Source organism: Enterobacter cloacae complex sp. GYL001 (assembly GCF_049237125.1).
Lineage (GTDB): Bacteria > Pseudomonadota > Gammaproteobacteria > Enterobacterales > Enterobacteriaceae > Enterobacter > Enterobacter hormaechei_C.
This window is the reverse complement of the sequence record NZ_JBMKGW010000032.1, coordinates 1-11,056: the sequence shown is the minus strand read 5'-3', so window position 1 is coordinate 11,056 and position 11,056 is coordinate 1. Positions and strand designations below refer to the sequence as shown.

Sequence of the window (11,056 nt, the reverse complement as noted above, 5' to 3'; positions counted from 1 at the left end):
CTGGGCGAAATGCGCCTGGTAAGCAGAGTTTTTGAAATGTAAGGCCTTTGAATAAGACAAAAGGCTGCCTCATCGCTAACTTTGCAACAGTGCCTAAATTATCAGGGACATATACAACTGCGTGACGATCTGGCTGCGCTATCCAGCACCATGAGCGACTTGCGCCTGCATATTCGAGCTCTGGAAGTTAAGTATCACGACGGATGTCCCGCGCTGGTTGATGCGCTGGTCGCTGATTTCCTGCGCAATCTCAACGAGCAGTATCTGACGGTTTACATGCGCGTACTGGCGTTCAGCGGCTGTTTTCACGACTGACTGCGATCGGACGGTTTACGGCACGCTAACGCGGAGATACGCCCCGATTAAGGCTTACTCTGGACCACTCCGACGACTCACATAACCTTCTTCGTGGCTTAAATTGGGATTGTTCAAGCTTGGCAGGGTGAGAGATTATTACGGCTTACGCCGTAATGCTTTTTTCATCCTCACTTCGCGGAATAAACACGCACATAATATGTGGAAATATCAGGGTAAACAGGCTGACTAGGAGCGGTACGAGAAAGTTCTGTATTAAAAAACTAAGTATCCGCGAAACAGCCGATGCGACAGGTTACAGTCCCTCTCTGATATGTACGATTTCAGTTACTGCAAAGGAAAACTCTGTCAGCAGTGGAGTAGTTAAGTTACAACTATATTACAAAAGGGATATGATTTTTCAGGCTTTTTCAAAGTGATCCAGCTTCATCTCCATGATCCACCATTCGGCTACTTACATGAGTAATTCCGGGTCATCATTCTTGTTGGCAAAAAAAGCATAAAATGACACGCCAACATCATCCCCTTTTGCCGCTGTCTTAGCTTCACATACCTTCACAATCTTCGCTCAAATGCTGGCTCTCATTATCTTTCTCTTATAGTTGCTGAGGACACATGCTCTCAGACGCTGTCGAATGGGCAGAATTGGTTAAAGATCCTCACGCCCGGGAACCCCAACGGACAATGCGACTGTGGAGTCGTTCAATGGCAGGCTACGGCAGGAGTGCCTGAATGAAAACTGGTTCATGTCGCTGGAAGATGCCCGGTCCAAAATCGAGGCTTGGCGCCCAGAAGCGTCCCCATTCTACTCTGGGATGGATGACCCCGTCCGAATTTGCAGAAAAATCTGTCGGTTGCCAGAATATGTAACCAACATGAAGCCGGTTATTCCTGATTATGACTGGAGCATATTCGGGGGCGGGGTCAGAAGCCGGATATTCCTAATTATGAATGGATCACATACTGGGAGCGCGTCAATATGAAGACATTACTATCATCGGTGTGTATGAATCAACGGGGAGAAGGTCAAAGGAAACCGGAGCGACAGAAATAGCAAAGATGATAAGTATCGCACGTTCCACGGTCAATAAAATCATCGAAGAGTCGAAAATGTGAATGTCGGCAGTCGGTTTTTTTAAAAGGTCAATATAATGAAAATAAAAGATTTTTACCGACCACGTTAGCATTATCGTGGAAATGTGCGCGAAACCCTTAATGCGACAAAGCCTATCAGAACGCATTGGCGGAAAAGGTCAACGAGATACTGAAGACGAAGTTTTTGCTGTCACGCCCGGCAGATCTGTAGCAGGCAAGAAAGATGGTGAGGGAATCAATAGCAATTTACAACAGAGTTCAGCCTCACTAGGCACTAAAATACAAAACGCCCGATACGGTGCATCAGGCGTTTTACAGGCATAAAAGTGTCAACCTATGCTAGGACTAGTCAGTCGAAATCCCGGCGCAGATACGCGGTGCATATCCCTGATTCAAAGCCCTTCGGTGACAATTTTAGCGGCAGCAGCCAACACGTCTTTGCGGGCTTCTGCATTCTGCTGTGGCTGAGTGAAATAGGTTACCAACACCAACGGTGCGTGGTTCGCTGGCCAAATCACGGCGATATCGTTAGTGGTACCGTAATCACCACTGCCGGTTTTATCACCGACCACCCACGTGGCTGGCAGACCTGCGCGAATGCTGGCTCCGCCGGTAGTGTTCCCCTTCATCCATTCAACCAGTTGAGCACGCTGTGGTTCACCCAGCGCCTTGCCCAAAGTTAGGGTTTGCAGGCTTTTTGCCATCGCCAGCGGCGAGGTAGTGTCACGCTTATCGCTGGGAATGGCAGTATTTAAAGTAGGCTCGGTACGATCGAGACGAAAGGTTTTATCACCAATAGTACGCGCATACTCTGTCACTTTTGCCGGGCCGCCAAGATGCTCAAGGATCTTGTTCATCGCCGTGTTGTCACTGTACTGGATGGCGGCGGCACTGAGCTCTGCAAGGGTCATCCCGGTATCCAGGTGTTTTTCGGCGATCGGGTTGTAGTTGACCAGATCGGATTGTTTGATTTCCATCCGCTTAGCCAAAAGATTTTTATCCATCTCGCTCTGTTTTAACAACGCCGACACCGCCATCACCTTGCTAGTGCTACACATGGGAAAACGTTCATCCCCACGATACAGGATCTGCGAATTATCGGCGGTATCGATCAGCGCCACGCCAAGGCGGCCACCGGAGTTTTTCTCGAGCTCGGACAGTTGCTGCTGAATATTCGCTTTGGCATTAGCGGATTGAGCCCATAATGGTGCGCTACCGAACAGCAGCGGCATAACCGTAGCGACCATCAGGGTGGTTTGACGTAATGTATTTTTAACCATGTTTTGCCTCACATAAAATGGATTAACTCAGCGGGTTGTTCTGCAGATGGCGAGAACTATCTTCTTTTAGACCGTTATTGACAAGCGACAAGAATTTTCTCTAACATAAAGAAAATCTTTTGGATAATACCTATGCGTTCTAACCCTCCCCTGAATGCTCTACGTGCTTTTGAAGCCTCTGCCAGACATTTGAGTTTCACTCGGGCAGCGCTGGAGCTCTATGTTACCCAGGCTGCCGTTAGCCAACAGGTTCGGCTGCTTGAAGAGCGCCTGGGCATGGTGCTGTTTAAACGATTACCCCGTGGTTTAGAAATGACAGAGGAATCACGGGCGCTGTTTGCCGTGTTAACCGACGCCTTTGGCCATATTGAAAAAGCCTTCCGGCAGTTTGAAGGGGGGCAGTTCCAGGAGGTGCTTACCGTGGCTGCCGTCGGCACTTTTGCCGTGGGCTGGCTGTTACCACGTCTCGATCGGTTCAGGCAAGAGCATCCTTTTGTCAAACTGCGGCTGCGCACCAACAACAACGTTGTTAATCTGGCCGCCGAAGGGCTTGATTTCGCCATCCGTTTTGGCACGGGTTTGTGGCCATCAACCCATAACGAGATGCTGTTTAATGCTCCGCTGACCGTATTGTGCACGCCAGCTACGGCTAAGCGGCTCGTTACCCCAGCCGATCTGCTGCAAGAGGATTTACTGCGTTCTTACCGTGCTGAAGAGTGGGAAAACTGGTTTGCTGCCGCTGGCTTGCAGGCTGTGAGAGTGAATGGCGCCATCTTTGACTCATCCCGTCTGATGATCGAGAGCGCTATCCATTCCGGCGGTGTGGCATTAGCCCCAGCGAAAATGTTTGTCCGGGAGCTAACCACCGCGCAGCTGGTGCGCCCATTTGCTACCGAAATCAATATGGGCAGTTACTGGTTAACCCATTTAAAATCGAAAGCAATGACCCCGGCGATGGAAATATTTAGCGAATGGTTACTGAAAGAAGCGGCAGAAGATAATACGTAGGGGCGCAGCATGCTGTGCCCCTCGGGTTTCCAGACTTATTGCTTGTGGTGAGTCAGGCGGGTAGCAAAAAAATGGTTTTTCGGAAGAAATGCGGGCTTCCGAAAACAAACAGAGACAGGACATGTCCGTTCAAACATTCAGGAACAGGTAACGGGATTTAACGGAACCTGAATGCCCCCCGATAACTGTCATCATCTTGGCTGAAGACACAGGTATTAGGGGAGCCAAAAGCAGGCGCGTTGCCTGTGATGGATTATGTTGTAACTAGAGTCCTGAGTTGCTGTAGGATATATCACTGAAGGTATTGAATAACACGCCCGTAAGCAGCCCTTACGGCTCGCTAACGCGGAGATACACCCCGACTGCGGCTTCGCCTTGTCATGAGCACTCCGACGGCTCACAAAAGCTTCTGTATCGCTTTTAGCAGGTTTATGTCTGGCAGGGTACAGGGATGGATTGGCTGAACCTATCAAACCTGTAACAGGCTGCGCCGGGTTAGGGTGCCAATCACCAATAAAGCTATATTCAGCGTTGGCTGGCACCTCCATGCCGCTAAGCGGCATTCAAATAACTGGATGCGCACTGCTCGGCAGTTTATATTAGGGACTCCTGAGTGCTGCCCTTTCGTCTTTTCACCAACAAGCATTTGCTTTATTCTTGGGAAAGTATTTCCGACAGTGACAAGTTTGGAGGCAGATTGCCATGCATCGACTTTACACATACCTTTGTGCTATCCATGCACTGCCGTCATCGGTAAAAACGGTCAATAAAACGGAAACCCTCAAGCGATTCTCTGAAGGGGAAAACACGATAGAAGAGTGCGAAATCCTTTACGTGTTTAATAATGACGTTCAGATTTTATATAGAATGGAATCCGAAACCTTCCAATCGAATGACGTTTGTCATGAGTGTTGGGTCAGTTATGATGTGGTACATGATGGCGGATACGCCATTTCACCGCAGAAAAAGCAGTTTTATAATCGTTGCCAAGAAAATTTCTGGCTGAAAATGCAGGCTCAACTTGATGGGAAATATAAAACACCAGCCTCTTGATGGTTAGGAAAATGAATCATCGTTATTAAAAATATCCTTACCATGAATGGTATCGTTGGGTGCTAATGCAATTTGTGCCGATAAAATGTGGTTTTCGGTGCATTTCTAGCCTGAAAGACGTTTTTCAGACTCACTTATCCCGCAGCCTGTGACATGTGACAGAAGCCATCGTTTCCGGTCAATGCTGTGCATCTGCCACTAACTCCGTGGCGTGTCAGCCAGCCTATGCACCGCTGAAGCGTAGCCGATTGCCGTACAGAAGGCATTTATTCGGATCCGTGTGCAGGAACCCTTTACGCGGCGAAGCCCGGCTGCTCCGTTTATTTCCGCGCCTCCATCTGCAGAGCCTCATACACTTTTGGCAGCAGTTCGCACCGTTTCCGGTTGGACAAGAAGCCATAGTAGCGGACCTTCTTAAAATTCTTTGCCGGGATATGACTCATATAGCGCCCGAGCATCTCTTCCTGTGTCTGCGTCTGCTGCCGGTAATGCTGAGATACAGTCCGTCAGCAGTCCTAACCTCGACGTACTCACCCCAATCTCGCACATGAACACAGAGGTGCTTTTAGCGTGTACGCCTTTGCAGCTTCCGTATTAAGTTCCCTGGTATCACTGATATAGGTGTTCTTAGCCGGAACCCCAGATTTTTCCGTTACCCCAGTTTCAGCCCCGCAACCAGTGCATCTAGGTCAATAATTTCATTGTTACTCTTGAAGGTGTAATGCCCGTTCAATAAAATATACTGCCAGGCTACCGGTGATATCCGGGTCAGTGCCTCAATACCCTTGTTGTTGCCTTCTGCTTCCAGCAGTTCCAGTAATCGTGAAAGGATCTCGGAGTTGTAATAAACGCTCTCGTAGCAGATCAACTGCCCGCACTGATTGCAGATTTCCGTTTAAAGGTCATTTTTCCCGGTTAGCTCCTTCTTTCTACCGACTTTGGCGACTGCAGCGCGCAGCTAGTGATACGATTCAATCCGGTTCTGGGAGCGACGTATATCGCGTTCCAGCTGCGGATCTCGCGAATACTTCAGCGTGTAATGCTGCGAACAAGCCGGTCATATTCAAATACTGCCTGTCTTGTCGGGTTAGTTGTTGTGTGAGTACACAGTTTGCAGAACAGCGTTCCCTGCGTCATTTCCTTCAGTCCTAGCGTGGCGACAATACGCTCGAGATTGCTTTTTTCCCCGGGTGATAAGGTCCAGGTCAATTTGCCCGACGGGCTGAATCAGACATCGAGGGTTCTCTGGTGCAGTACAGCACCTGCAGCTGCCTGTTCAGGTCGGTGAAATGAGGTTCAAAGCACAAGCCAAACCAGTGCAGGATCGCAAAGTTGGCTTTGTTGATGCTGTGCATATCACCGGTGATGGCTGTGGGTTTCACCTCTGAGGTATTGCGATACCAGATATCAAAAACATGGTGACCTTCATAGTCATTTGTACCAATCAGATAGCCATAGATCGGGATGTGGTTACACAGCAGCATGTAGGCTACCATACCTTTACCGCAGCCGAAATATTTACGCGAATACCTGGCTTTACTGTCTGTCGTTCAACGCCAAATTTTTGCCCGTCAACGGCACCATAAAGGGTTTCCGGGTCAAACGAATAGAGCGGGAAAATCGGCAGTTCCTTAACGGTATCTGTAATGCATTCTTTGGCTGTGAGAAGCGACGCCAGGCGAAGGTACTGTTCGTACATTGTTTCCAGAACATGGAACGGAATATCGCTGGTTCGTGCCATCACGTGATGACCATGATTCATCGCCTGAGCAACGATGACCGCTATCAGGCTGTCTGCATCAGCGTATTTTTTTGCATAACGAATAATGAAACGGAAGTTTTGCTCGCTGGTCCTGTTCGTTGTGTCGTTTTCGGCCAGTGCAGATATCAGTGGCCGGATTGTGCGCGTCCTGGACGGTGATACCGTTGAGATGCTTGAGCCGGGAAAACAACTGACGCTCATTCGCCTGGCTGGCATCGATGCGCCGGAAAAGAGTCAGCCCTTTGGCTAGCGTTCCCGTCAGGAACTCTCATCGATGGTGGCTCAGCGGCATGTAAGCGTCACCGGAAGTGATAAGGATCGCTATGGACGTTTGCTCGGCACCTTGTGGCTTGGCGTGACGGCTGTGAATGCCGAACAGATACGCAAAGGCCTGGCCTGGACATACCGCTACCACGGAAAACCCGCCCGGCCAGACTACGCTGTTCTGGAGGCTGAAGCCCGCCGTCAGTCAGTCGGACTCTGGTCAGAACCAGGTCAGACAGAGCCCTGGCGCTGGCGTAGTCTGCATCAGGATGGGCTAAAAAAGAATAATGATTAAGGAGATTTCTGAATGACGTTAAAATTAACAGAAAGCAAGCTGGAAAACCTTGTTGATACTTTAAATGCCATTATATGTGGTGAAGTAAATATTACGCGTGAGCAGCGTGAAAATATGGTCAGGACGGTTGCAATTCTGGGAGGCTTAACGGAACGACAGCGCCTCATCACTGCGGAAAAAGAAGCTAAAACGCAGGTAAAAGAAGAAAAGAAAAAAACCACGCCTTCCGGATGAAGTGTTTCCGCGTTCAGGAAAACCGTGGGCACCGGAGGACCTGGACCTTATTCATTCGATTATTGCTGATATTTCGGATGACAGAATCGATGATCATATACTCTGGCTGTCGAAGAAACTGCAGCGCACCCCTTATGCCATCACCCTGAAAATTGTCAGTGAAGGCCGTATGAACGAGGAATGGGCTAAAGGGTGGAAGCCTGCCGCAAAATCTATTTGTGCGGATTTTGCTCTGGTCAGGGCAAAGACTTCAGCAAACAATACAGATAATTAATGAACGTTCGTCACTCATATGAAATGAGTTGATAAATTAACTAAAATTTATAACGTTAATATGAATATTTTATCAAGAATTTTCCTGCTCAACTAAATATAATATTCATGCAGCCGATAATAAGAGTGTAAGAAAGGGGGCGGTGTGAACGATTTTCATATTTTAAGTATTTGTATTCAGAATAAGGATGTGGCAGGCGCAATGCGCGTGCTGTGTGATAAATCAGAATTTGCGGTGCGCAAGATTCTGGAGAAACTAAAGGTCAGGGTCACAACGCAAACCGGCAGGGCATTCTGGCATTATGTTCAGGGCTGGCTGTTAACCGCGTGTCGCCAGGGGAATCTACAGCATGAATCGTTCAGTACCCGACGTTCTTCCCACAATCCGGAATGCCAGCCAGCTCAGTCCCGCTGCTCTCGATATGGCCAAGCTCCTCGCACTTCTGGCCATGATTATCGACCACACCAATACGGTGTTTCTGTCGCCAGCCTGGCCGGTGATGTATGCGCTTGGCCGGATGGCCTTCCCCCTGTTCACGCTTATATGGGCGATGAACGTACAGCGCACCCCGGAACGACTGCAGAAGAGAGCCAGTCGCCTGTGGATCTGGGCAGTCATCACTCAGCCGGTGTTCAGCCTGGCCTTCTGGCATCACCAGCCCTGGTGGGCCCTGAACATTCTGTTCGTGTTTGCCGGCGTCACGCAGCTGATTGCCCTGCAGTACCAGCACGGCCTGAAAGGAATGTTTGCGGGATATCTGCTCCTGGCCCTCATGATTTGGCCCCTGCAGCCGGCAAGCTACGGGCTGGCAGGAATAACGCTGGCCATCAGTATGGCAACGGTTTCTGGCAGCGATACACCCGGAGTGCAGCGGCTGGCAGCCATCACTGCCGTGCTGTCACTGATTTGTTTAAACGGGTTATCGCATCTCCTGGATATGCCCGCAGAAACATTATTACTGGCCACGCTGCCTACTCTGGCATTCCCCCTAGCAGTGGTTTCATTCTGCAGGCAAATCTGTCCGGAGGGCCGCAGGCGTTTCATGCCGCGTAATTTCTTTTATTATGCTTACGCCGGCCACCTGGGGATTATTGGTCTGGTACAGTCTGCTTTTGGCTGACTTAGGATGACGTGATGGCTATCAGTGAGAAAGAGCTGATAGCCCGTAACCACCTGAGAGGTTATCGGTCGGGCTTAACTGGTTATTAGCGCAGGGCATGTTAAACTTCCCGCAGGGAAAAGGAGAGAAGCATGAACCATGAAAGTGATCTGACGAACCACGGCTTCAGTGAAGAGGACATTGTCCGGCTGCGGGCCAGTTCAGCTAAAACGGGTACGGAGATGGATACCCTACTGAACGATCTGGCAAACCGTTTTAAGGCCCTGATATGGGTGCTGTCAGTCATGTTACTGATTTTTGTGGCCACACTTTTGGCTGGCTCGAGGATGCATGCCATTTCCTTTGGCGTGGCTATTCTTGTTCTTGGCACTCTGTTTACGATTACCATGCCTTTGAAGCTGGCCTATAAATCATGGCATTACCGCCGGAATCTCATTTCCCAGCGTCATCAGAAGTGATCAGATCGAAAACAACCTTAGCCTTTACCCCCCATCCCACAATTTTCATTGTCAGTTTGCCCCGGGACATGGTGTCGATTTTCCGGTAAAAATCGGTGCTTATATAGTTAAACAGACGCCATGTTCCAGGTCTGGCCATTAATCCATAGACACTGTAGATATTGCCTGCAAGCGCGATCCCGTTGTATATCCCCAACCCTGTTGACGGTTCAAATCCCATGAATTTAGCGATATTCATGGCACCATCACCAAACATACCCTGCGTGTCAGGTTCATTCAGGAACTGACGACCAACTTCACGGGTTATCGTGTTGGCCGAGTCGACAATCAGAATAGCCCCGGCAAGAACGCCAACGGGGGTCATTGAGGAAGTCAGCACGAAGCCAAATACGCCCTGCATACCTGCCAGCACCACTTTAATTCCTGAGATGACATAACCGACCATCCGGTCTTCATCCCTGACGTATTTGATCTGGGCATATAGCTTCGCATAACCGGTCTGGAGCTGACGGCTCTGCTCAAGCAGACTGGTGTTTTCGGCCTGCAGGTTACGCAGGCAGGTCATGCACTCTTCGTCAGACTTTGCCCGCCGGGCACGCTCAAATTCGCCATTAATGACAGATTTAATTTCATCGATGAATTTGAGACGCGTCAATCCATCCCCCAGATGTCGGGCGCCAACAATATTAGCGGTATTGACGAGTTTGCGGGCCTCCAGATTAATCATGGTTTCTGCCCAGACTCGTGCCTGGCTTTTGTTTCCCGGAAGAATTATATCCATTTTTCTCATCCTGATTGAAAATTACCCATTAAAGCTTATCGCGCTCCCGGATTTAGGCAACCCTGCTTTAAAGGGTAAATGTATGCCGCGAAGCGGCATGGAGACGCCAGCCGGAGCTGAACCGGGTGATTCTGGTGAGGGGCGTCGTAACCGGCATCAGCCGTTACGGATTGATAGGTTCTGCCAATCCCATCCCTTTCCCTGCAAAGCTATACCCGCTTAAAGCTTTCCGATTGCTAATGTGCGCGGTCGGAGTGAGCCCGTCGAGGCCAGAGGCCGCTGACGGGCTGTATCTCCGCGTTAGCGCCGTGAGGCGCTTACGAGCGTGTACAGCGGGCTTGCCGCGACGCTAACTGCAGCTGCTTTGATTTCTAGTTACAACATCCCTCTTAAAGCGAGGGTGTTCCGGCCCTTTGGGCCGGGGCGGCGTCGGTTTAGCAGGGGTCAGGTATGTATGCGGTGCCTGGTTCTGGCGAGAACGGGGCCCGGCGCTTGCGACGGGAGGTACTTTTGATTTCCTTCTGAGCGCGCGGCCGTGAGGCCGCTGCACGCGAAGGCATTTTACGTTATCCACAGAGTGGCCGTAGACAAAGATCTACTCTGGAATGTAATGAACAGAGAGATAAAAAAGGTGAAGTAAGACTGTTTTGCGGAATGTCTTTTATTCATTTCCGGGTTACTCCACTTATTCGTTTGCGGATTTCTGTGTAAAAAAAAGAGACTGTGGCCATTGCGGGCCATAACGACCGGCAGAACGTCATGGTGACCGGAAGACGAAAGGAGTGAAAGATGAAAAATGAGCATAATGGCCGAAAAAATCCAGCACGAAAAGCCCCGGTGAGGGGCCTGTAAACAGGAAGACTGCTGTGTCGTCTGTGACTAGTCCGGTGGAGAAAGCGCCAGATCCAGCTGGTAAAGATGCTGGATAGCCAGAGCCTTCAGGCGCTCAGATGTGCACCAGTACGCTTCGTCAGGCGGCAGGGTGCGGTAAATCCATTCAGACATTGCATGGAGTCGTTCATGGGGTCGTCTCAGAAAACGGAATCTATGGTCACTCCCGTTTTTGCAACACCGATTTTGACGACAAGTTGGCTTGCTTGAATCTATCCGGCGTCTG

Annotated in this window: 10 protein-coding genes and 8 pseudogenes; 12 read left to right on the top strand and 6 right to left on the bottom strand. The window is 49.8% G+C overall.

Going from position 1 to position 11,056, the window contains the following annotated elements; genetic code table 11:
- Positions 1-150 precede the first annotated feature (150 nt).
- Together ACOTWU_RS24500 and ACOTWU_RS24495 are read left to right on the top strand one after the other, a co-directional pair.
- A complete protein-coding gene (locus ACOTWU_RS24500; RefSeq protein WP_154590091.1) occupies positions 151-315 on the top strand; it encodes a hypothetical protein in 165 nt (54 codons plus the stop codon).
- A gap of 184 nt (positions 316-499) precedes the next feature.
- A pseudogene (locus tag ACOTWU_RS24495) lies at positions 500-659 on the top strand (resolvase); the annotation flags it as partial.
- Positions 660-715: 56 nt separating this feature from the next.
- On the opposite strand, the pseudogene ACOTWU_RS24490 reads toward ACOTWU_RS24495, so the two are convergent.
- A pseudogene (locus ACOTWU_RS24490) lies at positions 716-877 on the bottom strand (DUF6500 family protein).
- A 97-nt stretch (positions 878-974) separates the two neighbouring features.
- Here ACOTWU_RS24490 and ACOTWU_RS24485 point away from each other — a divergent pair.
- Positions 975-1,185 (top strand): annotated as a pseudogene (locus ACOTWU_RS24485) (integrase core domain-containing protein); the annotation flags it as partial.
- A gap of 358 nt (positions 1,186-1,543) precedes the next feature.
- Positions 1,544-1,753, top strand: a pseudogene (locus tag ACOTWU_RS24480) (integrase core domain-containing protein); the annotation flags it as partial.
- A 49-nt stretch (positions 1,754-1,802) separates the two neighbouring features.
- On the opposite strand, the gene ACOTWU_RS24475 reads toward ACOTWU_RS24480, so the two are convergent.
- Positions 1,803-2,690 carry an extended-spectrum class A beta-lactamase SFO-1 gene (locus ACOTWU_RS24475; RefSeq protein WP_032489477.1) on the bottom strand — a complete coding sequence of 296 codons (888 nt, stop codon included), beginning with the start codon at positions 2,688-2,690 and terminating at the stop codon, positions 1,803-1,805.
- 132 nt (positions 2,691-2,822) lie between these two features.
- Between ACOTWU_RS24475 and ACOTWU_RS24470 the strand changes: the two genes are divergently transcribed.
- Complete coding sequence (locus tag ACOTWU_RS24470; RefSeq protein WP_032492461.1) at positions 2,823-3,698, top strand: LysR family transcriptional regulator; 876 nt, start codon at positions 2,823-2,825, stop codon at positions 3,696-3,698.
- Between the two features lie 702 nt (positions 3,699-4,400).
- Positions 4,401-4,751 (top strand): hypothetical protein, encoded by a 351-nt coding sequence (locus tag ACOTWU_RS24465; protein ID WP_058671248.1) that lies wholly within the window; start codon positions 4,401-4,403, stop codon positions 4,749-4,751.
- A gap of 332 nt (positions 4,752-5,083) precedes the next feature.
- Here the strand turns inward: ACOTWU_RS24465 and ACOTWU_RS24460 are convergent.
- Both ACOTWU_RS24460 and ACOTWU_RS24455 read right to left on the bottom strand, forming a co-directional pair.
- Positions 5,084-5,218: pseudogene (locus tag ACOTWU_RS24460) on the bottom strand (transposase); the annotation flags it as partial.
- Positions 5,219-5,403: 185 nt separating this feature from the next.
- Positions 5,404-6,573 (bottom strand): annotated as a pseudogene (locus tag ACOTWU_RS24455) (Tn3 family transposase); the annotation flags it as partial.
- Between the two features lie 4 nt (positions 6,574-6,577).
- Between ACOTWU_RS24455 and ACOTWU_RS24450 the strand changes: the two are divergent.
- From ACOTWU_RS24450 to ACOTWU_RS24425, 6 genes and pseudogenes are all read left to right on the top strand, one after another.
- Complete coding sequence (locus ACOTWU_RS24450) at positions 6,578-6,763, top strand: thermonuclease family protein (protein WP_306416660.1); 186 nt, start codon at positions 6,578-6,580, stop codon at positions 6,761-6,763.
- Positions 6,764-6,778: 15 nt separating this feature from the next.
- A pseudogene (locus ACOTWU_RS24445) lies at positions 6,779-7,072 on the top strand (thermonuclease family protein); the annotation flags it as partial.
- Positions 7,073-7,084: 12 nt separating this feature from the next.
- Complete coding sequence (locus ACOTWU_RS24440; protein WP_204511152.1) at positions 7,085-7,306, top strand: hypothetical protein; 222 nt, start codon at positions 7,085-7,087, stop codon at positions 7,304-7,306.
- Position 7,307: 1 nt separating this feature from the next.
- On the top strand, positions 7,308-7,580 hold the full coding sequence (locus ACOTWU_RS24435) for a hypothetical protein (protein WP_204511150.1): 273 nt from the start codon (positions 7,308-7,310) through the stop codon (positions 7,578-7,580).
- Positions 7,581-7,929: 349 nt separating this feature from the next.
- A complete protein-coding gene (locus tag ACOTWU_RS24430) occupies positions 7,930-8,700 on the top strand; it encodes a TraX family protein (RefSeq protein ID WP_058671244.1) in 771 nt (256 codons plus the stop codon).
- Between the two features lie 131 nt (positions 8,701-8,831).
- Positions 8,832-9,158 (top strand): hypothetical protein, encoded by a 327-nt coding sequence (locus tag ACOTWU_RS24425; protein WP_058671243.1) that lies wholly within the window; start codon positions 8,832-8,834, stop codon positions 9,156-9,158.
- Here ACOTWU_RS24425 and ACOTWU_RS24420 read toward each other — a convergent pair.
- Both ACOTWU_RS24420 and ACOTWU_RS24415 read right to left on the bottom strand, forming a co-directional pair.
- Positions 9,133-9,939: a DUF4225 domain-containing protein gene (locus tag ACOTWU_RS24420; protein WP_058671242.1), complete on the bottom strand. Its 807-nt coding sequence runs from the start codon at positions 9,937-9,939 to the stop codon at positions 9,133-9,135. The two genes, ACOTWU_RS24425 and ACOTWU_RS24420, sit on opposite strands and share 26 nt — an antisense overlap.
- Positions 9,940-10,818: 879 nt before the next feature.
- Positions 10,819-10,959: pseudogene (locus ACOTWU_RS24415) on the bottom strand (replication initiation protein); the annotation flags it as partial.
- Between the last annotated feature and the right edge of the window lie 97 nt (positions 10,960-11,056).